Annotated in this window: 23 protein-coding genes, 1 pseudogene and 1 riboswitch; of the genes and pseudogenes, 2 read left to right on the forward strand and 22 right to left on the reverse strand. The window is 47.2% G+C overall.

The window, feature by feature from the left end:
• The 9 genes from H569_RS0101470 to H569_RS0101510 all read right to left on the reverse strand — a co-directional run bounded on the left by H569_RS0101470 (position 1) and on the right by H569_RS0101510 (position 7642).
• Entirely contained in the window at positions 1–795 is a 795-nt protein-coding gene (locus H569_RS0101470) for a GGDEF domain-containing protein (RefSeq protein ID WP_027363512.1), read from the reverse strand.
• On the reverse strand, positions 796–1425 hold the full coding sequence (locus H569_RS0101475) for a PP2C family serine/threonine-protein phosphatase (protein ID WP_027363513.1): 630 nt from the start codon (positions 1423–1425) through the stop codon (positions 796–798).
• Positions 1422–1874 carry an anti-sigma regulatory factor gene (locus tag H569_RS0101480; RefSeq protein ID WP_207637508.1) on the reverse strand — a complete coding sequence of 151 codons (453 nt, stop codon included), beginning with the start codon at positions 1872–1874 and terminating at the stop codon, positions 1422–1424. The genes H569_RS0101475 and H569_RS0101480 overlap by 4 nt, the downstream gene beginning before the upstream one ends.
• A gap of 17 nt (positions 1875–1891) precedes the next feature.
• Positions 1892–2254, reverse strand: a complete 363-nt coding sequence (locus H569_RS0101485) for an STAS domain-containing protein (RefSeq protein ID WP_027363515.1) — start codon at positions 2252–2254, stop codon at positions 1892–1894.
• On the reverse strand, positions 2244–3008 hold the full coding sequence (locus H569_RS0101490) for an STAS domain-containing protein (RefSeq protein WP_027363516.1): 765 nt from the start codon (positions 3006–3008) through the stop codon (positions 2244–2246). Before H569_RS0101490 ends, H569_RS0101485 begins: the two co-directional genes overlap by 11 nt.
• Before the next feature lie 68 nt (positions 3009–3076).
• Positions 3077–4264, reverse strand: coding sequence for a GAF and HD-GYP domain-containing protein (locus H569_RS0101495; RefSeq protein WP_238492445.1), 1188 nt, complete (start codon positions 4262–4264; stop codon positions 3077–3079).
• Positions 4265–4439: 175 nt separating this feature from the next.
• The gene (locus H569_RS0101500) at positions 4440–5855 is read right to left on the reverse strand and encodes a GGDEF domain-containing protein (RefSeq protein ID WP_027363518.1); all 1416 of its coding nucleotides are present in this window, start codon (positions 5853–5855) and stop codon (positions 4440–4442) included.
• 11 nt (positions 5856–5866) lie between these two features.
• On the reverse strand, positions 5867–7270 hold the full coding sequence (locus tag H569_RS0101505) for an ATPase domain-containing protein (protein WP_027363519.1): 1404 nt from the start codon (positions 7268–7270) through the stop codon (positions 5867–5869).
• A gap of 3 nt (positions 7271–7273) precedes the next feature.
• A complete protein-coding gene (locus H569_RS0101510) occupies positions 7274–7642 on the reverse strand; it encodes a hypothetical protein (RefSeq protein ID WP_027363520.1) in 369 nt (122 codons plus the stop codon).
• A gap of 450 nt (positions 7643–8092) precedes the next feature.
• On the opposite strand from H569_RS0101510, the gene H569_RS22390 reads away from it, so the two are divergent.
• Entirely contained in the window at positions 8093–8704 is a 612-nt protein-coding gene (locus H569_RS22390; protein WP_027363522.1) for a hypothetical protein, read from the forward strand.
• Here H569_RS22390 and H569_RS22985 read toward each other — a convergent pair.
• The 7 genes and pseudogenes from H569_RS22985 to H569_RS0101550 form a co-directional block, all read right to left on the reverse strand.
• Positions 8697–8888: pseudogene (locus H569_RS22985) on the reverse strand (SAM-dependent DNA methyltransferase); the annotation flags it as partial. The gene H569_RS22390 and the pseudogene H569_RS22985 overlap by 8 nt on opposite strands.
• 83 nt (positions 8889–8971) lie before the next feature.
• Positions 8972–10330, reverse strand: a complete 1359-nt coding sequence (locus tag H569_RS0101525; RefSeq protein ID WP_027363523.1) for a purine-cytosine permease family protein — start codon at positions 10328–10330, stop codon at positions 8972–8974.
• Between the two features lie 103 nt (positions 10331–10433).
• Positions 10434–10606, reverse strand: a riboswitch (cobalamin riboswitch).
• A gap of 149 nt (positions 10607–10755) precedes the next feature.
• Positions 10756–11181 carry a GtrA family protein gene (locus H569_RS0101530; RefSeq protein ID WP_027363524.1) on the reverse strand — a complete coding sequence of 142 codons (426 nt, stop codon included), beginning with the start codon at positions 11179–11181 and terminating at the stop codon, positions 10756–10758.
• Positions 11174–12133: a glycosyltransferase family 2 protein gene (locus H569_RS0101535; protein WP_027363525.1), complete on the reverse strand. Its 960-nt coding sequence runs from the start codon at positions 12131–12133 to the stop codon at positions 11174–11176. Before H569_RS0101535 ends, H569_RS0101530 begins: the two co-directional genes overlap by 8 nt.
• Positions 12134–12171: 38 nt before the next feature.
• Positions 12172–14256, reverse strand: coding sequence for an ArnT family glycosyltransferase (locus H569_RS0101540; RefSeq protein ID WP_027363526.1), 2085 nt, complete (start codon positions 14254–14256; stop codon positions 12172–12174).
• Positions 14257–14502: 246 nt separating this feature from the next.
• Complete coding sequence (locus tag H569_RS0101545; RefSeq protein WP_027363527.1) at positions 14503–16059, reverse strand: sensor histidine kinase; 1557 nt, start codon at positions 16057–16059, stop codon at positions 14503–14505.
• Positions 16056–16739, reverse strand: coding sequence for a response regulator transcription factor (locus H569_RS0101550; protein ID WP_027363528.1), 684 nt, complete (start codon positions 16737–16739; stop codon positions 16056–16058). The genes H569_RS0101545 and H569_RS0101550 overlap by 4 nt, the downstream gene beginning before the upstream one ends.
• A 517-nt stretch (positions 16740–17256) precedes the next feature.
• On the opposite strand from H569_RS0101550, the gene H569_RS0101555 reads away from it, so the two are divergent.
• Entirely contained in the window at positions 17257–18069 is an 813-nt protein-coding gene (locus H569_RS0101555; protein ID WP_027363529.1) for a DUF2935 domain-containing protein, read from the forward strand.
• 93 nt (positions 18070–18162) lie between these two features.
• Here H569_RS0101555 and H569_RS0101560 read toward each other — a convergent pair whose 3' ends face one another.
• The 6 genes from H569_RS0101560 to H569_RS0101595 form a co-directional block, all read right to left on the reverse strand.
• Positions 18163–19101 (reverse strand): AEC family transporter, encoded by a 939-nt coding sequence (locus H569_RS0101560; RefSeq protein ID WP_027363530.1) that lies wholly within the window; start codon positions 19099–19101, stop codon positions 18163–18165.
• Between the two features lie 618 nt (positions 19102–19719).
• Positions 19720–19848 (reverse strand): hypothetical protein, encoded by a 129-nt coding sequence (locus H569_RS23290; RefSeq protein ID WP_257720076.1) that lies wholly within the window; start codon positions 19846–19848, stop codon positions 19720–19722.
• Between the two features lie 119 nt (positions 19849–19967).
• On the reverse strand, positions 19968–20321 hold the full coding sequence (locus tag H569_RS0101580; protein WP_027363531.1) for a YraN family protein: 354 nt from the start codon (positions 20319–20321) through the stop codon (positions 19968–19970).
• Positions 20322–20330: 9 nt separating this feature from the next.
• A complete protein-coding gene (locus H569_RS0101585; protein WP_027363532.1) occupies positions 20331–20780 on the reverse strand; it encodes a C-GCAxxG-C-C family protein in 450 nt (149 codons plus the stop codon).
• Between the two features lie 15 nt (positions 20781–20795).
• Positions 20796–21992, reverse strand: a complete 1197-nt coding sequence (locus tag H569_RS0101590; protein WP_027363533.1) for a vWA domain-containing protein — start codon at positions 21990–21992, stop codon at positions 20796–20798.
• Between the two features lie 3 nt (positions 21993–21995).
• Entirely contained in the window at positions 21996–22853 is an 858-nt protein-coding gene (locus H569_RS0101595; RefSeq protein ID WP_027363534.1) for an AAA family ATPase, read from the reverse strand.
• Positions 22854–22934: the final 81 nt, after the last annotated feature.

Here is a 22934-nt window from a genome sequence, read left to right on the forward strand (position 1 = left end):
TCACTCCCCATCATCGCCCCTGGCAATGTTCACTCTGTTTTTGCCCAATCCTTTGGCTCGATACATCGCTTCATCCGCTTGCCGGATTAGCTCGTCGGGATCGACAGAGCCACGGCCGGCATACCCGGCAACTCCTATACTTACCGTAAGCCCCTCCACCTCCGGCAGTATCCTTTCCGCTGCTATTTGGGACTGAATCCGTTCCAGGGGAATCCTGGCATTAGCAAAATCCGTCGCCGGAAGGACAATTACAAATTCTTCACCGCCGAAGCGGACGGCCAAGTCATCATTCCGCAAATTTTTTTTGATAAAACCAGCTACGGAACGGAGTGCTTCGTCACCAGCCTGGTGGCCGTACTGGTCATTTATTTGTTTAAAATCATCCAAATCGAGCATGGCCACAACAAGCGGCTTACCCTGTTTTTGTGCTTCTTCGAGCATCCGGGGAAGCAAACGATAAAGGGCCAGCCGGTTATAAAGCCCGGTAAGGTGATCGCGCTCAACCCTTTCCTTCAGCTGGAGGAAGAACGTATCAATAACTATCAGGATCTGGGCCAAAAACTCGGTCGCCCGGCCTATGTATATCCACTGCACGTTGTCGCTGTCCCGCTTGATTCCCAAAACCTCGCGCAGTGCCCGTGTATGCACGTCCAAGATGCTGGCGGCCTGCACCTCGCTCTCGTCCAGGCAGCGCGGCAGATCCTGGTACGCTTCCAGCAGCACCCCCTCCGTAGCCCCTTCGTACATATAACGTTCAAGATAACTGCGGTAAGTTGAATAGAATTCCCCCGGCAACTAGACATACCTCCTCCCTACCAGCACGCTGGCATCGTCTTCAGCGATGCCGTATCTCTCTACCACACGGCATGCTGTTTCTTCCCCTTCCCATTCTTCCCGGAGCCATTGCAATCCTACGGGCGAAAAGCTGCGCTTGATCCCGTCGGTACAAACCAGAAGAAGAGCAGGCCCCGGCAGCTCCAGCCGGCGGATGGCAGGATTCAGCATTCTTTTGCCTGCAATGCCCGGCTGTCCCACCAGGACCTCCGTACCTTTTCGCGTCAGTACCCACCCTCTGATGTTTCCGACCAAGATGTATTCTATCGCTTTCCTGTCAAGCAGGGCCAGGAAAAGAGCGCATCCCCGCGTCTGTGAAGCCGCTTCTTCCAGAACGGAGTATGTCTGCTGCAAAACACCCGTGGCCCGTGGCATCGCCTGCGCCAGGACCACCGCCCCGCGGTGTGCTCCCTCCCCATGGCCCAGCACATCTGCTACAACTACAAGTGCGTGGGTACCAAATTCTTTAGTGTAACAAAGGTCGCCGTTTACCTTCTCCCGCCAGTGGGGACGCGAATAAGCGAATACCTCCCACCCGGAGCCTTCTCGTACCTGCTCGTCAGCTTCCGGTTTTTCAACTTGAAATCTCAAAACTTGCGCCTCCTCTTTTCCACACTCACCACGGTACCCGTGCCGACTTCGGAGGCAATCTCACAAAAATCCATAAGGCGCCTTATTCCCGACAAGCCTATGCCCAGACTGCGCTCATGTGTCGTATAGCCTTTTGTCAGAACCCTTTCTACGCTCTCGATGCCCGGACCACGATCAGCCGCCACCACCTGTATGGCAGGCCCACCTCTCTCCTCGGGCCGTTTACGGATCATTATTTTACCAGGTTGTGCATAGCGATAGATATTGCGTGCAAGCTCAGAAACCGCAGTGGCTACTTTGGTTACATCAGCGAGAGAAAAACCAAGCTCTTGGGCAAGTTGCTTGGCCATCTGTCTGGCTATGGCAATATCTTCTTCCCGGGAGATGCGCACCACCACGTCAAAGTCGTTTTCCGAAATATCCAGCAACTCCCTTAGTTTCCCAGCCAAGATTCACTACCCCTCTCTCAAGGTGAACATACCATACCTATAGCGTGTTCGAGGTCACGGGCAACCCAAAAACCTTGCAGTTCTATCCCCATTTGTGCCAGGGTTAGGGCCACAGGAGGCTGAATACCGCAGATCACCGTGCGGCAACCCATCAGGCGGGCCATGGCAGCAGTCTCCGTAAGAGTATAGGATATATAGCTGTCGATTACCTCCACCATCCGTACGTCCAGAATAACCGCCCGTACCCTGTGCTCCTGAATCTCCGCCAATAGCTGTGCTTGCAGCTGCTCCACAGTCTTATCGTCCAGGTCTATCTGGATGGGCACCAACAAAGAATCACCAATCCTTATGGTTGGGACCACCTTTTCTTTAAATGCCATCGTGTTCTCCACCTTCACCTTCACCTGGAAAATTACTGCCCCGCGCCCATACGATTTTCCTCTGCCGGCTCCTATCTTCCTCGATCATGGCTATAGCCTGGCGTAGAGCATCTTCAAGGTCACGCGCTATCGCCACCATGCGGAAATCGATCCCCAGCTTAACCAGTGTGTGGGCGATTTCGGGCTTAAGGCCGGTTAGGATAACCTCCGTTCCCAGTAGCTTCACTGCACTAAACGTTTCGATAAGAAAACCACCCGCTGCAGTGTCAATCGTGGGGACCCCGGTGACGTCCACAACTACCACTTTGGCCCGCGTGGCACTGACGCGATCCAAAAGCCTTTCTGCCATACCCTGCGCCCGGTCACTATCCAGGCCACCAATCAGCGGCACCAACAGTATCTCCCTCCAAATGCGGATAATCGGCGTTGCCAGCTCCGAAAGTATGCGCTCAAGCTCGCGAACAGCCTGCTCGCTGTCGTGGCGCAGCTCACCACAAAGCTCTAGAACTAGCGGCAAAAGCTCGGCTGCCGGAAAAGTTGGTGTACGCTCGATAACAAGCTTTAGCTTTACCCCCAGCGCCGTTTCTCCTAGTTCATGAAGCAACCCAAACAAGGGTTCCCGTATCGTCTCACGCAAATTATTTCCGGTGGCACCCGAAACAACTCCCGGCAAAAGTTTGCGCCATAGTTTCTCTTCGTGCTTACTACCAGCCTCCAGCTCCTCAACAAGCATTTCTACCCGGTTGTTATCCATTTTAACCTACTCCTTTCAATTAAAGGTACGTGCGTGTAAAAAACATAATCGGCCGTCTTTGCGAATCTTTAGGTGCGTGTCGATTCATCTCGCTCTAAAACCTTTTTCATTGCTTCTACCACTGCCGGGTCAAACTGCTTCCCGGAACAACGCCTTAGTTCCTCTATTGCCCACTTTTGGGAAAACGCCCTGCGATAAGGCCTGTCCGAATTCATGGCGTCATAAGAGTCCACCACCCTGATGATCCGGGCCAGAAGGGGTATCTTTTCACCAGCGATGCCTTCCGGATAACCACCGCCGCCATAGTCTTCGTGGTGGTAATGAACCGCTTCAACTACTTCTTTAGGAAGATTTGCCGGTTCTAGGATCTTTGCTCCCACGCCCGGATGGGACCGTATTACCTTTTGTTCTGCAGGTGTAAGCCCGCTCGTCTTGAGCAGTATATCCTCCTTTACCCCAACCTTTCCTATATCATGTAAGAGACCCCCTATATAAACCATTTCCTGTTCTTTGTCAGAAAGCCCCATTTCTCCAGCTACAGCCTTCGCCCACCGCGCCACCCGCAAAGAATGGCCCTGCGTGTACTTATCTTTTGCTTCTAACGCTGCGGCCAGCGCCCTTACAACGCTCATGTAATATTCCTGTAACGATTCGTAAAGCTGTGCGTTCTCTATCGCCAGGCCCACCTGACTGGCTATGATCGACAGGTAACCGACCTCATTTTCTTCCCAGCGGTTAGGTAAAGGCATGTATACTATCAGCGTACCCAGTGTCTTTCCCCTGGCCTGTACGGGGACCACGGCAACCGAACGTATATCCTTGCTACAATATGGCAGGCGCAAAGGACGATCGTACTTTGCCAAATCTTCCACGATCAGCGGCCGCGCCGTTTTCAGCACCTCGCCCAAGAGCGTACCTTCTGCCGGCACTCGCTCAGCCTTTCCTTGCAATTCCTTGCTGAGTCCCGGGCTCACCTTCAGCACCATTTCTCCTGTTTCTTTGTCACGCAGCCCCAGCACACACCACTTAGCACCTACGACCTCCTTCAGGCTTTGCAACGTATATTCAATGACCATGTCCATTTCTAAACTGGAAGATATCAGCTGCCCGACCTCAATAAGCTTCTTGAGCATTGCCGCGTTTTCCTCCAGACCCCGGTCCATGGCAAGGGCAAGGCTTGTACGAAGGACGCTTAAAAAGCGAGCTTCGTCTTCGCTGAATTCTGCACCTTTAGGTATTCCGGACAATGTCAACACCCCTCTCATTTTTATAGCTTCGGCCAGAGGGTCTTTTCCCTTCAACCCCAGGGGGTTGTTCTCGGATCAAGGAGTTTTCCTCATAGCCGCCAGTAGCAGGAGTACCAAAAGGGCTTATATCATTTTGCTGTACGCTGCTTTCAATATCTCCCGCAAGCAATTGAAGGGAATATTGTTACGATGGGTCCAGGCAGAAGCGGTTTTTCCCTTGTTTCTTCGCCTGATAGCAGGCCTGATCCGCTCTTTCAAGCAAAGAATCAACAGAATCGTTGTTTTTCGCTAAGGCTATCCCCAGGCTTGCGGTAACCTGGCGGCGAGGGAAAGGAAAAGCCTCTATAGATTTCTGTATTCTTTCCGCCACTGCTACAGCACCTTCCTCTTTTGTCCCTGGTAGAATGATTACAAATTCCTCGCCCCCGTAACGGCCCGCAATATCCACCAGCCTGATGGAGTTTCTTATTATCTCTGCCGTCTTCTGCAGCACCACATCGCCGGCCACGTGGCCAAAGGTATCATTGTAAGTCTTGAAGTCATCTATATCCAGGAAAATAACCGAGAGGGGGGTACCGTACCTTGTTGTCCTCTCAATTTCGACGATCAGTAAGTTTCGCAGGGCACGCTTATTAAAGAAACCGGTCAAGAAGTCGGTTTCGGCTTCTCTTTCCAGGCGGTGTATAAGCTTCGCGTTAGCCAGGGCTACCGCGGCGAAGTTCGCATATATCTGCAGGTTTTTGCTACCGTTGTCATCCAGGGAAACAGGGGCCACTATACCTAACAGCCCGACGGCGCCCAAAGCAGTCCAGAGGGGGTAAACCATGATTTCATTCCCGGGAGCAACCTCTAAACCGGTGAGACCCGGTAGCGTCATTAATTCCTCAATACGCAGAGTTGACGGCTCAACTTTTGAAAATACCTGCTCAATCAACGGCTGGACCATCGGCCATTCTTTCCCAATCAACAGGTGGCCGTATTCACCTTTAGCCTGCGCAACCCTGATTTTATCACCCTCTCGAAGGCCGACAAAACCCAGCTCGACCTTGTAAATTATGATCAGCGAATTCGTTATGAGGTCCAGGACCTTGTCCAGTTCGACGATCGAAGTCATCAGGCGGCTGATTTCGTAGATGCTGTTCAGTTCAAGCCTCCGTAATCCCAACAGATTTTTTTCCAGGATGGCCTTAAGAATTTCATTTATCGTCTGGTAAATGCTATTTGCTTTGGTGACAAAAGTATTTTTTTCCTCACCTTCCACCCGGGTTTCGTTCCTGGTAGGAGTAATGACAAGGAACCCTATCTTTTGGGCGTAGGTGCCCAGGCGGTACGCATAAAGTCTAATCCCGTAAGGACAGGTAAGCATGTCTTTATCTTCTAACGAACCGAGGGCGGACTTATAAAAATTGATGCATTTTTCGTTGCTGATCTTTCCTCCTTTATTTACCTCCTGGCATAATTCGACGGGCCGGCTGAACCGGGAAAAAGAGCCGCCATTTACATCAAAGATGTAAATGTTTGCATCCATAACCTTGGCCAGCGTATCCTGAAAATCCTGCCAGTATTTTACCGAAATGCTAAGGAGAAGGTTTGCCGGCATCTAGTAGCACCTCATCTCAACATATCTGCTCTATCTAATTTGCCGAGAATATTTATTCCGTCCGGGGCAATCTCATATTCCCTCAGGGCCTTGTCGTGGTTGCTTCCACGGGCTTTAAGGATGCCAAGGACTTTCTTGATGTTTGAACCATCTTCCACGTACCGCAGAATGATTATATTATCGGTCATTAAAGATATTTGAGCTTTCGTTACTACGATCGGTGAAAAGGGTTCTTCGTTGAGCGCCGTGAATATGGTAGTGATATGCCGCCTTTTAAGCTGCTGTCCTATCGCCCAGAGATAATCTTTATACTTTTGTATATCAGAAACGCTGCTTTCAAAAGAAGAGATGCTGTCGATGACAAACCTCTCCACATTCTTTTCCCTGACCATGTCCAGTATTTCAAAAGCGTGCTTATCTACGTCCAGTTCTATGGGAGAAATAAACTTGATATCGAGTCGACCCTCGGCCAGATATCTATCTATCTCCCATCCCAGGTGACGGGCAACAACCTGAAGTTGAGCCGCAGGCTCTTCAAAAGAAAGGAATAGTCCTTTTTCGCCTTTTTCCGCCCCCTCCAGTAAGAACTTAAGGGCAAGCGCGGTTTTGCCCGTACCAGTACCACCGGAAATGAGCGTGATAGTCCCTTCTGTTAACCCACCACACAACATCTCGTCCAAGCGCGTGATCCCGAATCCCTTTCTCACCGACCTGACCTCGTACTGGAGTTTTTCACCTTCCGGCCTCATCCTCGGGTACACTTCTATTCCCATATGGCTGATTTGAAACAGGTGTTCCCCTTGCTCAAAATTGGCCCCCCTCATCTTCAGAATACGCAAATACCTTTTTTGAAACCGCTTTTCTTCCTGTCCGTAAAGGTGAAAAATCCCATCGGCAACGGCAAATTCACCCAAAAGCGTCAGTTCTTGTTCTTTGTACTCGCCGACGAGAAATACAGTGACCTCCCATATCGATAGAGCAGCAGCCAGGTCGAAAACAAAAGCCTTAAAAGCCTTTTCGTCCGAAAAGAAGTCTCTTATGGCCTTGAAACTATCGATTATAACTATGTCCGGCAGATGTTTCTTGATCATTTGAGTCAGGTACTCCAGCCCTTTGTCCGCACCCTGTTTGCGCAGAACAGTTCCCAAATCCTCGTAAACAACCTTGTCCCCCAGGAAATCGTCAGAGAAAAACTCGAACTCCTGCAGGTGCCTTACCATCTTGAATTGTGATTCTGATATAGTGGTCAAGTATAGACTTTTGAGACCATTCCTCGCGGTATTAAATATAATGTTTTGGACAAATATCGTCTTTCCGCTACCCGGAGAGCCGGAAACGATGTTCAGTGAATATACAGGTATACCGCCGTCAAGAATATGATCAAGGTTCTTTATGCCCGTTTGCAATTTATCCATCTCTCATTCCTCCTTGGAGTCAAAAGGAATCCTGCCAAATTCTTCGTTCAGCCTCTTCGCTATTTTTTCCGTTTTTTCATGACCAAGGAGCCTGGCCAGAATTTCTAAATACCTGATGATAAACTTCACGAACATATCATCGACCGGCAAGTCCGGGTTTTTATTCAAACCGGCAGCTAACCCTGCGCACGTTATCCCATCCTGGCCGTACTGCAGCAACTCTATTTCCTTATACTCCTGGGAAAGCTCCCACACAACCCTTTCCACCAAAAGGTTCACAGAAAACGTTCCAAGATACTTCGCCGACTCAGTCCACATCTCCCTCAGCATCGTTTCATAACGCTCGATCTGATTCTCGATGAGTTCGCACATAATTAGTCCCTCCAAACCATACCTTACTAGGAAGACCGGGGCACGGTTTTTGCCCTTATCAAAGCCTCAGCTCCGATGACTCCGATATGGGTGCTTAAAGTGGACCCATTAGAAAGGGACCTCCTTTCCATTCCTTGGTATTTTTATTTTATTATTATTGACGATAGTATTTTCCAACCCCAATAATATCAAAGGGTAAGCTCGAGAACAATATGAATATGAGCCTTGAAAACATCTGTGCAACGTTTTCTCATAAGTTAATTGTATCTTAAATTTGGCTTTTCGTTGTCCGACTTCCTGGGTCCATTATTGTATTTCCTCATTTTAGCACAAATCTCTTTCAGAACAAAATTAAAAGCCCGCAGCCAGTGGACGGTGAGGAAAGTGTCACCATTGTTACCCTGATGCTTTCCCTGGCCGGCAACCTGGCCCGGCGCTTGAAAACCCTGCATGGTGATCTTGGATGCCTACTTTGCGGTGAGGCCGACTTTTTTAATAGACGGGGACTGTGTTGGCAAAGATGGCCGGCGCCTGCTCCACGTGATTACCAAGGCCAAAGACAATGCGGGTGGATATGAAGGACCGCAAGAGATAACATGTTACTGCCCATACAAATTGTCGGTAATGGAATCATTGCCAATGGCGGTGGGTAACAAATTATACCATGCTGCAGGAAAAATGACAATGAATGCAGAAAAGCCGTCTCATGCTTCAAAAATCAAGCAGGAGACGGCTTTGTCATCGTTGGCGCAACAAAGGGATCCAGAATTTGGCGGATCAATCCCTATGCTGCACGATGACATAAAGCCACAACTCAACATGAGAATACCAATTTACTGCCCAGATTTCAACAGTTATTTTGAATGCCCGGAAAAATATTTACCTCAAGAAGTACGTTGTACACGGGATGCTTCTCACAAAACGCATAGACATACCGGTTGGAAACGCTTCATCGTTCCTGACCATGTGAACAAGGTGCCGGTGAGTATGTTCAAAATCAAACCGGCTGAGTTGGATCGGCCGAAGATCCTCGACGAAAAACGCATAATTGTCCTGCGATGACGGCCTCCAGCCAGTCGTTCTCAATAATCCAGCGCCGGATGTTGCTCTCGCCCTGGCCGGCATCGCCCGTGAAAAGCGACGAGCCGTTGTGTACCTCGGCGATACGGCTGCCCAGCGCTGTGTTGTGCTTCATCTTACTGAGCATGTTGACCAGGAACATCAGCTGGCCGGCATTTGCCCTGGGATTGTGATATGATAACTAAAGCCCGCATTTCCTTTAAAGGAAGGCGGGCTTATATGCCACCATGTTTCGCGATTTAGATAACTTTAGTGCCTGACCCCGGCATGGGTTTCAGCCATGACGGACGGTTGCGTTATTTTCACTGCCGCGTGGTAAACCACTACGCTCACAAAAAGACTCAGGAAGTAGCTAATGTCCGCTCCCCCCAGGTAGTTTTTGGCGACGGGCCCGGTGTACAGAACCGAACTCATAAAAGGTATGGAGATTAACACACCGCAAAGAAATGAAGCAATGCCAATCCATCCCTTTGGATCATTTTTCCGCAACGGATTGGCCTTGTGATAATAAAAGTCGCTCAGCACCACGCCCAGCCAGGGAGCGATCCAGTATGAAAGCAGGAGCAGGAAATTGGTATAGGTATCGGCCAGTTTACCGCTCCCGAAGGATACAATCAGCGCACCGAGGCCGGCGGTAATCAGGGCTGAAGTCCATCGTTTCAACGGGAGACCCATCGCCAAGGCAGCCAGTCCCCCGCTGTACATGGCCATCGCATTGACCGGCAGGATACTGATAATTACCGTGATCAGAGCTGGTATCGTGAACACCCCCATCAGCCCGGCAAAGAAATCCATGGGTCCCGTATGCATGCCCAGTGTCGCTGTCAAGGCGCCTAAAATTTCCAACCAAATACAAACAGACAAAGCTCCCCCAAAAGAAAACTGCCAAAGTTTTTTCTTCGGTGTATTTTCCGGCAGGTACCGGGCGTAATCCGTACTGATGGGGCAGTAGCTAATCTGGTAAGAAAACGTAACGGCTATGGCAAGGATGAACATCCCCAAATTGAATCCACCTGTTCCCGAAGACGAATGGCTCAAAATATCAGGTAGGTTTTGCACGGTTATCACAGACATGATAACAAACAGCGCGCCGGTAACCAACGACATCCAGTGGGCAAAGGCGTGAATGAAATTATAGCCGTACACAGCGACGAGCAAGGTAACGGCGGTAATCAACAATAACGAGGAATGATAGCCCAAGGGCAAAATCTTTTGCAATGCCATAACCGCAAGAACAAGATTAACTCCCAGCCAACCGATGTTATTCACCAGGTTTAGAAAGGATAATCCGATTACGCCGGCCTTCCCGAAGGCTCTTTTGCTGGCAGGAATCAGCGGCTGGCCTAATTCCGCACCGATGGATGAACTTAAGGCCAGGAAAGCCGCTCCGGCAATATTGCCGATAATAATCGCCAGGATGGCATACTTTATTGATAACCCGAACTCAACCCCCAAAAAACCTGTAAACCAGGTGACTACGTTCAGGTTGATGGCAAACCAAATGGTAAACATTTGACTTGGCCGGCCGTGCCGTTCCTCTTTCGGGATCGGTTCAATGCCATAAGGTTCCACCTCCAAAACTTTTTCCTGATACGTTGTTTCCTGCATGGTTTTCCCTCCTTAAAATTTGTGTAAAAAAATAAAAAATCCACATCCCAATCGGGTGTGGATTTTAGCCATCATCCTCACCTAAGCTCACCTATACTCGAGGCAGCGTGGTAATTTACAGGCAGGTCTCCTGACTCGGGTTCATCGCTTAATTGCACCTTCCCCCAAAACGGAGTGGCATTTGCAACAAGCTTCCCCTCACAGTGGCGGGTCCGTCCAAGAATCTCACTTGGTTCCCTATTCTCCCTCCCGGGCACCTGTAAAACAAAAATATTAAATTAACTAACAAGGATATTATAGGAAATGCTTTTAGCTGTCAAGCCCCAAATGACGAACAGAAATGCATGATCCCTACTTCCCCTGGTTAAACTTTCTTTGCAAATGACGGCAGTGCCAATGCCTGGCCTTGCGGATTTTCATTGTTATCACCTCGCGTAAGAATATTTTTCATCTTTAAACACCCAATACTTGCTGCCGGTATAGTTCACAACAAGGGACATTCCCGTAGCCATTGTTTTGCAGATGAACATATTAAAGCCAAAGTTATGGCTGACAACATAAAGAGTGATGGATGATACCGAGAGGGCCAAAGCGTTGACCGTGACAAATTTCAAGATCTCCGCCCTGCTCGGGACATTTTTACTTTGAAAGGTCCAATACTTGTTAAGGAGATAACTGTTTACCATCCCACACCAGTAAGAGATCACCTGAACCGCCAGGTAATAATCGTAGAACCAGTGGTACAGCAGAAAAAACACAAGATAATCAATGAGCGTATTGGACAGACCCACCAGGGAAAAGAGAAGCAGGGAGCGAGCGTTTTGTTTTATTGCCTGATCGCTGCTATTCATGGGATTCCCCTCCCCGGCCGAAGCCTGCTTTACTGCTGATAATATAGAGCGGTCTGTCTTTAGTCTCATCGTAAATCCGTCCGATGTACTCGCCGAGGATCCCTAAAATGGTTAAGATGGTGCCGTTGAAAAATAAACTGGTTGCCATGACGGATGTCCAGCCAGGCACGGTATAGGGTGTAAATAGTCTCTCAAAGATCGCAAAGAGTAAATAGAGGAAGCTCAGGGACGAAAATAAAAACCCCAGGTAAATTGCCAGTTTGAGCGGCTTGTGCGAAAAGGAGGTCAGCGCATCCAAAGATAATTTAATCATTTTGCGAAGCGGGTATTTGGTCTCACCGGCAAAACGTTTCTCCCGAACGTATTCGACGGACGTTTGGCGAAAACCGACCCAACTGACCAGCCCCCGTACAAACCGGTTTTTCTCTTTAATATTTTTCATAACGTTGCAGACCTTGCGATCAATCAATCTGAAATCACCGGTATCGACCGGGATATCAACATCCGTTATGGACCTTAGCAGCCTGTAAAACATGGCCGCCGTCCATTTTTTAAAGAAGGTTTCTCCTTTGCGCTCTTTTCGTGTGGCGTAAACAACCTCATAACCTTCCTGCCACTTCTCGATCATTTGCAAAATGATCTCAGGCGGGTCCTGCAGGTCCGCATCAATGACCACAATGGCCTGCCCCAGGGCATTGTCCATGCCTGCGCTGATGGCAATCTGGTGCCCAAAGTTTCTGGAGAAATTAATAAGTTTTACATTGGTGTCCTGTTGGCATATTTGGCTGAGAATTTGAGCTGTTTTATCCACACTGCCGTCATTTACAAACAATAATTCGTATGGACGGCCCGTTTTATCCATCACTTTCTTTAATCTTTCATAGGTAACTGCAATGACTTCTTCTTCGTTAAAAACCGGAACAACAATCGAATAGGTCACTTCAGAGTTCATAAAATCAACTCCCTAACCTTTAAACATATGACTTATTTTTAAAGGTCGATTATATATAATGTCTCATCGTTCCTCATACCCATAAGATCCCATTGAGTGAAGTTCGATTGCCACTCTTCCCGGGGGACCTCCGTGCTGTTTGCCCGAATCCACTCCAGCACTTCACTGCTGCCTCTTCCGCCTCCACCTCCGAAGCCGGAGCCCGAAGGTATCAAGAAATATTTCACTTCTTTGTCTGCCACCAATTTTTTTAATTTGTCAACCGTTAGAATAGGGTCGGAGCCCGAAAACCCTCCCATGGCCATGACGGCTTGGCCGGTTTCAATGATATAAGGCGCGGCAGTGTGGGAATCGGTGCAGGCAAAAAGGTAAGTTTCCCCTGTGTTATTCTCGGTTAGATATTCAAGCAGTTTCGTATTAATACCGGAGTCCGGCCCGCCCCCCATACGCTGTCGATTTTGTCCATCCGGTTGATTTGACCCGGCTTGTTGATTCGGTCCCCCCGGTTGATTTGGTCCCCTTTGTTGAACCGGTCCGGCCTGCGGCAGCATGCTGTTGTCGCCATACAGCAACGGAGTAGCCGCCCAGTACAATGGCGCCACCAGCAATACCAGCATTCCGGCCATGGCGGCCATCGATGACAGTTTCTCTTTCTTTACGGCAAGGAACAATATCAGGGATAACCCGGTTCCCGCCGCCCCAATGCCGGTTGACCATCCCATGCCGATTTGTTTTTGAAATGGCTGCAGAACATACAGTTCAAAAGCCGTGCTAATCAGAAGGCCTGATGGCAGCAGCCACATTTTCCAGCCCTCTTTGTTGCTGTATTGGTTCCAAAGCTCCACCCAACCGGCTCCTGCCAGTGCCGCAACGGGCGGGGCGAGCATGATCAGATAATATTGATGGAAGAAGCCCGCCACACTGAAGAAGGCCATAACCGGAAGCAACCAGGCCAGCCAAAACAAGGTCTCCTTTTGTTTGGCGGTGAGCGGCTTTCGGCGGCCAATGCCTGCCAGCAAGCCAGCGCAGGCGAAGGCTACAAAGGGCAGCAACCAGCTGGCTTGCCCGGAAAGTTCGGTTTGCAACAGACGCAGCGGACCTGCCTGACCGGTTCCGAACATACCGCCGCCCCCTCGTCCTTGAGGTCCGCCACCGCCCGGCATCGGTCCCGGCCTTCCGGCACCGTCCGGACCGGTGCCCTCCGTCCTGTTGTTACCGTACTGGGTCATTTGCGGCGGGTTGGACATGTTATTGACATCCTGCTGCACTTGCTGCCGGCCGGGCATGTTGTTTCCGTCCTGCTGTGTCGCGCTTCGACCCGCGCCTCCCCTGTTCATTCCCGTAAGGCGGGATAACCCGTTATAGCCCAAAGCCAGCTCCAATACGGAGTTTGTTTGACTGCTTCCGATGTATGGCCTGTTTTCCTGTGGGATCGAATCGACCGCCACCGCCCAGGACAGGGATACACCGGCCATTACAACGGTTGCCGCCGCAAGGACGGCCAGTTTCTTTTTCCACTCGCGCTTGAAGGCAAGCAGGTAAAACAAGTAAAAAGCCGGTACAACCATGTAAGCTTGCAGCATCTTCATATTAAAGCCGACACCAATCATGGCAAAGGCTCCAAGAACCCAAAACAGCTTCTGATCACCAATCCCCCGAAACAACATCCAGGTTGCGAGAAGGAGCGTAAATACCAATAAGCTGTCAATATTATTGGTGCGGCTCACCGCAACAGCAACCGGCGTACATGCCATAATCAGGCTGGCGAGCCGGGCAGCCGTTTGACCGAAAGTTGGCTTAACCAAGCGATACATCAGCAAAACGGAACCGACGCCGGCCAAAGCCTGTGGGAGTATTACGCTCCAGCCGTGGACTCCGAAAATATAGGCAAATATGGCCTGGATCCAAAAGGCCACCGGCGGTTTATCCACCGTTACAAACCCGGCCGGGTCAAAGGAAGCGTAGAAAAAATTGTGCCAGCTTTGCAGCATGCTGGTTACGGCTGAAGTATAATAGGCGTTGGCGTACCGATTATTCCAGATATTGTAAATATTTAAGAAAGCGGCTAATACAGCAATGCCTGTCAGGATTATGTCTATACGCCGGCCTTGCTTTGGTCTCATTGTCAGGTTCCCCCTTTGATTCATCTTGTCTTATTGCAGCTATAGGCAGCCCCACGTGATGTCCGGGCCTTTTTCTTTTACAATAATAACCCCTATTGCTGAATTGTCGCTTAATAATAACTGAACATTGATTGAATAATGGCTGAATATATGCTGAAAAAACAACGGCATTCATACACAGATAAAACCGCGTAAGAATGCCGTAATTGAAGTTGGGCCGGGATGATTTTTTTGAAACACTGGAGCTTATCCGGGGAGCCATACATGAAATGTACAGCCTTCTCCCTCTTTACTTTCAACGCCAACGGTTCCTCCATGAGCGTCGATGATGGATTTGGTGATGGATAACCCCAACCCGGCCCCGCCATATTTGCGCGTCCGGGAGGTGTCAATACGGTAAAAGCGGTCAAAAACGTGGGGAAGATGGCTATCGCTGATCCCCGGTCCGTTATCATGCACGGACAATTCCACACCACTTCTCTTTTTAGACAATGAAATCCGGATCCGGCCCTTTTCAGGGTCGGTATGCTGCACCGCATTATGAAACAGATTTAAAACCACCTGTTTCATTTTATCCGGATCATATTTGCATTTCATGTTTGGTTCGATCTGCAAGTCAAGCCTTCTACCGCCGGCCAGAATACGCAGCTGCGGCTCCATATCCCGGATAACCGCATCCAGCCAACCCTCTGTAAGTTCGAGGCGGGGTGTGCGGTCCAGTTTGGCCAGGAGCAGAAGATCATGCACCAATTTATTGAGGCGCTCCGATTCACCGTGCATGCTTTTTAACGCTTTATGCAGTTGGTCCGGTTGATTGGCCGCACCGCGGAGCAGCACCTCCAAAAATCCGTGAATGGAGGTTAACGGTGTACGAAGCTCGTGCGAGGCGTCCGCTATAAAACGGCGCATCTGTTCCTTGGTCTCCCTCTCTGCTTCAAAAGAGGCTTCCAGCCTCTCCAGCATCCCGTTGAAGGATTCCGCCAAACGATCGATCTCCGTCTGTCCTTGCCGGGTTGGGAAACGCTTTGCTAAATTGCCGGCATCGATTTGTTCCGCGGTATCCACCATGTTAAATAAGGGAACCAAAGTTCTTTTGAGTACCGGTGAAAAACCAAGCAAACCAATCAGCATGGCAATGAGCGAAAGGAACAAAAAAGTGAGCAGTTGACGAATCAGCAGTTCCTTGAGCGGGCTGGTCAAAGTGCTTGCTTGAACGAGGCCAAGCAGCTGTCCGCGGTCAATAACCGGCTGCAGTACCAGTAATTGTTCCGCTCCTCCGGCATCAATTATTTTGTAGTTCGGCCCCGGCTTTTTCTTCCATACATCCAAATGCTCCGGCGTATCCGGTCCCGGGTGCTCCATGCTGCCGGGCCCGTTTCCTCCGGCATCATGAATTCTTTGTAGTTCATCCCGGGGGATTTTTTTCAATTCAGCCAAATACTCCTGGGTATCCAATCTCGGAGGCTTGATGCCGCCGGGCCCGGTCGACAATACGGAATAGTTCCCCTCCACATCTATAAAGGCTAAACTTGCCTCTGGAATAAAAATACGCGGGGGGCGCCCGGTGTCATTATACGGGCTTGTGCCGGGATACTGCCAGGCAAAGCGGGGAATCGACATGATCTGGCTCTGCAGGCTGGCAGCCTTATTTCTGTAAATAACCTCCTGCATAAAAACATATTGCAGCAGGCCAATAAGCACAAGCAAAACGGCGAGGATCAGCAATGACCGGGATAACAGTTGAATTCTGAGTGAGTTGGGAGCAAAAAAAGATTTAAATCGAGTGCTTTTGTTTTGGTTCATGGTAAATCAACCCGGTATCCCGACCCGCGCAATGTTCGTATTAGTTGACGGTCTTTGTCGTGTAATTTATCCCGCAATGACCTTATATACACTTCAACGATATTTTCCTCTCCTGCGAAATCATAGCCCCATACTTTATCTAAAATCATTGTTTTACTTAAAACCAACCCGTGATTAAGAACTAAAAATTTAAGGAGTTCATACTCTGTTGGAGAAAGCTCCAAAACCCGGTTTTCGAACCTGATTTCTTTACGGCGGTCATCAATATGAAACGGCCCGATCATGACTTCCCCGAATAAGTTTGGAAATTGATTTCGTATTCTGGCATAGATCCTGGCGAGGAGCTCCTCAAAACTAAAGGGTTTTACCATGTAATCATCGGCCCCAAGATTAAGACCCTTCACCCGGTCATCCACTTCGTCCCTGGCCGTCAGCATGATCACTGCCACATTCTCCATTTTTTTGATCATCCGGCACACTTCAAAACCATCCATTCCGGGCATCATAACATCCAGTATGACGACATGGGGCTGGAATTGCTTCATCTGTGTGATGGCTGTCATGCCATCTTGGGCGGTCTGTACTTCAAATCCCTCATTTTGCAAACCCAGCTCTAAAAATTGCAGTATATTCGGCTCATCGTCCACTAATAATATTTTGATTCCCTTTAATTGTTGCATTTTGCGGCCAACCACCTTTATAGCGTCAATATGATTATATTATCTGGGTTACAACTGAAACAAAACTGAATGAAAACTGAAAGTTTGTTGAATATCAATTTGTTCTTGCGATATTTCCATCATCGCCAATGAATCTCCTGTTAATATGTTTATTATCCGCAATAAAACTCCTTTCGCAATAATTAGTCAGCGTTGGACATTCTGCTAATTTACGCGAAAGGATGAATATGAGTATTTCTCCTTATAAAGAATTTGAAAACCATGCTAATTGGTTAATAGGTAAACCTGGATGGAAAGATGCAGTTGAATATGTTTGGGACTGGATAAATAATATTCTATAAATATGGTAAGCAACTAGTAGGTGGGATAATAATTGCGGACTTTGAACATGGCTGCTGAATATAATCCGTACGGGGATGGTACGGATTTTTTGTTGTACACCAATGTACCTAATAAGTATCACTAACCAATACAGCAGCATAGTATACGGTATATTTTACCAGGAGAGGCGGTTTTCATGAACAGGCAATCTTTTGATGGTTCAGTTCTGTTTGAACACCGGTTTTGGTTACAAATACTGGGTGATCATGCCCGGTTTATTTATAATAGTCTTTCCCCCAAAGAAGTTGAAACAATAAAGACAGCCCAAGAATTTATATCAATCTTTGATCAATTATCAGCTGAGGCACGCAAATACCTATTTAGCGCCCAGCTTGATATTCTGACCCAACAGGCATGTAATCAGGCAAAAAAGTTAAGGGCTTTTAAACTTGGCATAATCAATCGACAGCTAACGGGGAATATTCAAATCCATTTAGCCCCCACATTTGTTAACCATATGGTGAACGAATTAGAAGAGTACCTGCGGGTTATAGATCACCTGGAAAAACAAGAGCTACCGATTTTTAGCCCGGTACACCTTCACCTTCTCTGGCTGCTGGATGCAATAGGTCACGCGTCCTACATAACCAGCAGCCTGGATGAAGTCGAAAAACAACTTACGAGGATAAGTATTGATTTCAGTAAGGTGTTTGACGACCTTTATAGTAAAGCAGTGGAAATGGCAGGTTTATTTCGAACAGGTTTAAATCAGTTTCCTGCCTTAAGCTTTTTTAATTCACAAGCGGAACACCAAATTAAATACTTTTCTGATTTTCTTAATGAGCTACAGCAACTTATTCTTAGTAAAAAAGCCTCGTCAATTCTTACTCCACTCGTTACAGACCATATGTTACGGGAGGAATGCTACTATCTTATGAAACTTGCAATGGTTTCAGAGATTAAAAACCCCACCTGTGACCCTACCAAACCGCGTATTGACGATGATTAATAATGGTTTAGCCTGACCGGGGTTCTCAGGCTAGTTTAACAGGTAAAAGCGGCAAGAATTTGATTTATTAGTCATTGAGATAATATGGATGCATTACATCATACTTGTTATAACGCTTACAATAGGAATGGTGATTATACTGGCTAATGTAGTAACAAAAATCATTTCTGTTGCATATTCAACATCCGATTGATAGGATGTGGCTATCATAGCAACTGTAGTCATAGACGGAAGTCCGACAATTATTGTTAAAATTGCTCTTGGAGTTTGTGGCAAGAAAAAGCCTAGAAGAGAATATACAATAATGGGCATTATCAGCATTTTTCCTAGCGGCAAAACAAATATACTTGGCTTTTTAATCACTTTTTCCACCGAAACGTAAGCCAGAGCGCCACCTAAATACATCAGAGTTAAATACTTGCTGGTGCCTCCTACTCCTGAGATTAAATTCATAAGTAAATCCGGCACCGGAATCTTAAAAATATTTACGATAAAAGCAATAAACAGTGCAACAGTGGTAGGATTTATCATATTTCTGACAGCACTCAAAGAATTTGAACTTTTTTGATGTCTGCTGCATAAGTAAACCCCAAATGTCCACAACAGCGCCATGTCAATTATTGTGTAAATAGATATACAAACCTGCGCAACCGGCTCTTTAAATATTTCCAGGATAAGCGGTATCCCCATAAAGCCCATATTACCAAAGGTCGTAAGAGCCACAAAGATATTTGCAGTCTTACCTTTAAGCTGGCACAGCTTACTCATTACCATCCCGACAAGGATAAGAAGTGAAAAACAAAGTACTACCCCTATGGCAAATCTGCCGCTAATCAAAAACTCCTTTGCTGTAACTCCGCTTGCAACAATACTAAATATCAAAGTGGGAAGAATGATTTTAACTATAAGCTTAGATAGAGAATCTAGTGCATCTTTTGTTAATACGTTTGTTTTTGCTGCAATAAATCCTATTGACATAAGTATTGTAAATATAATGACCTGATTAACAACAATAACTATCTGTCCAGTCACTTGTTTAAGACTTCCTTTATTAGCTTAAACCAGCCGCGTAATTTCATTTTGTGTAAAACCTCTTTTTTGAGAATTACAAAGCTAGCTATTTCAAGGTCTTTTTCTACAAGCAAATGTTTCAATCCCATCCATTAATATTATTTTCTACTATTTTATATTAATAAGTGGCCTTGCTCAAACTCATTTCTGCCAAATAGTCCTTTGCTCGGTAGAATTAATGTACATCCGACAAAAATTTCTCCTCTAATTATTCCAGCACAGGTGGCTTTTGGTAATTCAGCATATATTTTTGAACATGTGAAAATAAACCATTATTATCATGTTAATGCTTTTTCTCTTATAGCAATGTCCCCAACAACTTTTACCAGGTAAAAAAAGAAAACGACATTTAAAAGCGAAGTAATAATCAGCATAAAATTGTAATGCACACCCAACGAGCCATTGAACGTCCCATAGAAAACAGCATAGGTGTTGCAACACGGATTCAGGATTAATTTTTATTCCAACTTTTGGATATCCAAATAATATAAAAAGCAACTGATTAACACATTACTTGTGTACCAGTTGCCTCAATCATTAATGCACAGCCATGTAGTAAAATAAACCTTACCACTGATTTTACTTGCCAAGGTCAATACAATCCTCTATTGTATAGCTCTTAATACCGGGGCAAGTTTCTCCCCAGTAAAAGCTGCAAAGTGTGCATTCCAGACAAACCTCTTCTTTACCTTTGGCTAACGGTGCCATAATTAGCCCTCCTTAAAATTATTAACATAATTTTATAACCCGGAGAGGGCACAAACAATAATTAGCCTTTTAATTGTCAGAAAAAGGTGTTTAGAATACATTTTAAGCGTCTAAGCCTGTTAGAATGCGTTTTCAATATGTGTTACCTTTGTTTCTCGGGCTGAATTAACAGCTACCACATCAAATCGTACATTCAGCCCCGAAAACGACCGTTGGGCCAAATAAGCCTGCGCAAGTCGCCTTAATTTATAGATCTTCTGCCTGGTGACACTCTCCTGAGCCAAACCGAATTTGTCGCTGCTTCTGGTTTTAACTTCAATAAACACAATGCAGTCGCCATGTCTGGCAATAATATCGATTTCCCCCAGGCGGCACCTGAAATTGCGCTCGAGAATTACCAGCCCTTTCTTTTGTAGGTATTGCGCGGCTAGATCCTCGCCTTGTATTCCCAGGCTCCTTCTTTGCTGAGACAACTATGAGTCCTATGCTTTCTGCTGAATTAGGTTCTTTTCAATTAAATATTCTGTCAATAATTTGGCGGTATTGCCGGTAATTTTCAAGCAGTGCCTCAAATGTTCCTTAGTGTCAAAAGGATGCGGGTTCAACGCCCGGCAGCAGGTTACTGAAAACTTCTCCTCAAACTTATCATGGAACCCCCTGGACAAATCATAGCAGGCTTCTCTGTCTTCTTCGGCAGAAGTCCGGCCCTTCAGCATGCCCAGAATAGCTGCGGATGCTGTGAGAGCGCCGCACATACACCCGGCATGACCCAGACCTCCCCCGTAACCGGTAAACAGCCTGACCAGTTTTCTATCCAAATCTGGTTCAATTAATTCCCTGAAAGCATCAAAAATGGATTCGGCACAGTTGTAGCCGTTGCGGAAGTTCTCTCCAGCCTTATTGCGCATTTCAGTTGCGAGATCGTTTTCCATTTGTTGCACCTCCTGTCACTTTTTGACCATTAATTTTTTAATGGCGGCGTTTAAGCCGTCAAGAGTAAGTTCATACATAGGGAAGACATCTTTAAGCAATGCTATTGTTCTAGCTCCCTCTACAGCTTCCCAATACTGCTGCGGGATCGGGTTAAGCCAGACGCAGTGTTCAAAATGCCCGGCCAATCTCTGCATCCAGACCAGACCCGGCTCCTCGTTTTCCGCCCACCAGTCCAAAGCTCCGTAAGGCATTAACAATTCTCCCGGCCCCATACTTGCGTCACCCACTACTATCAGCCTGTAATCCGGCCCAAACCGGCCCAGCAACTCATAGGTGCCTGTTGAGTTTCGCCTGAGACAAAACGGATCATTAAAAACGTATTCATATACGCAATTATGAAAATAGTAAAACTGCAGGTCCCTAAAATGTGTGGATTTATTAGCTGCGTTAAAAAGAAGGCTGCACAGGCGCTGGTATGGATTCATTGAACCACCTGAATCCATCAGAATTAACAGCTTAACATTATTTTTACGTCCCCTGGTCCAGACCAGTTCCAACATACCCGCGTTTTTGCCGGTAGCGTCAACCGTGGCATCAATATCAAGTTGATCTTTATCGCCATCCACAGCGGTGCTCAGCAGCCTTAGCTTCCTCAAAGCCAGTTCAAACTGGCGCGTGCTCAGTGTCTCGTCAGCCCGAAAATCTCTATAGGCCCTCTGCGCAGCCACTTTAACAGCGGAACGATTAACTGATTCTCCTCCTATGCGCACCCCGGCAGGGTGATAGCCGGAATGACCAAATGGTGATGTACCTCCGGTACCAATCCAGTAAGAGCCTCCATGGTGCTGCTCAGTTTGTTCCAACAGCCGCTCTTCAAGCTTCTTTCTGAGTTCTTCAAGGCTCCAGTCATAACCGGGATTTTTTTCACTGTCTGCCATTTTCAAGGGTGGCAGAGCATTTTCCAACCAATTTAAAACTTCTTCGGTGATTTCCGGCGGCGTTTCAATTCCCTCAAAACAACGTAAAAAAGCACGGTCAAAGGCGTCATATCTGCTTTCACTTTTGACCAAAACCGAACGTGAAAGGTAATAAAAGCCTGTCAGGCTGTTGTTAGCCAGTCCCAGCTTTAGTGCCTCCATCAGGGTCAGCCACTCTACAATAGTGATATTGACACCTTCAGCCCGCAAAGCATAGTAAAAATTGACAAACATTGATCATCCCCGCCAGTGCCCGGCATGTGTGTTAATTGCGCTGCCGCCGTATTTACGTTTTAGCAGAGCCATATCATTATCCTTTTTAAGTAAAATTCCGGGCAGTGGCAGCTCCTTCTCAATCAGTCCCGGCTCAATGCCGCAGATTGCCAGTGCCCTAACCCAATCCAGCAGCTCGCTGGTGCTTGGTTTCTTCTGCAGACCCGGCAAATTCCTGATCTTATAAAAGCCATTGATGGCGTATTGGATCAGTTTACTATCTAAATCAGGATAGTGCACTTTTATTATTTTCGCCATCATGGTTTCGTCCGGAAATGCAATATAATGAAAAATACACCTGCGCAGGAAAGCATCCGGCAGTTCTTTTTCGGCATTGCTGGTTATTATCACGATGGGACGGTGCCTGGCAATAATAGTTTCACCTGTCTCCGGAATATAAAAATTCATCTGGTCAAGTTCCCAGAGCAAATCATTGGGAAATTCAATATCAGCCTTGTCAATTTCGTCAATCAGCAATATAGCCCGTTCCTCGGAAACAAAGGCTTCGCCGAGCTTGCCCAGTTTAATGTACTTTTTAATGTCGCGAACGTTTCCTTCACCGAACTGGCTGTCATAAAGCCTTTGCACGGTGTCATACACATATAAACCGTCCTGCGCCTTGGTAGTTGACTTGATATTCCAGATAATTAAGTTCATTTTAAGGTCATCAGCAATGCTCTGTGCCAGCATGGTCTTACCTGTGCCCGGCTCGCCTTTGATCAACAGCGGCCTGTTTAAAGCTGCAGCCACGTTAACAGCATTAATTAATTCTGAAGAAGCAATGTATTTTGATGATCCCTGATAATGATTATTACGTTCCATAATACCTCCCGAATACCTCCCGCTAAAAACATTGAGTTATTAGCATAGTTCAATTATATCATGATTAATTTTAGATGTAAC

It is taken from the genome of Desulfotruncus alcoholivorax DSM 16058, assembly GCF_000430885.1.
GTDB classification, from domain to species: domain Bacteria; phylum Bacillota; class Desulfotomaculia; order Desulfotomaculales; family Desulfallaceae; genus Desulfotruncus; species Desulfotruncus alcoholivorax.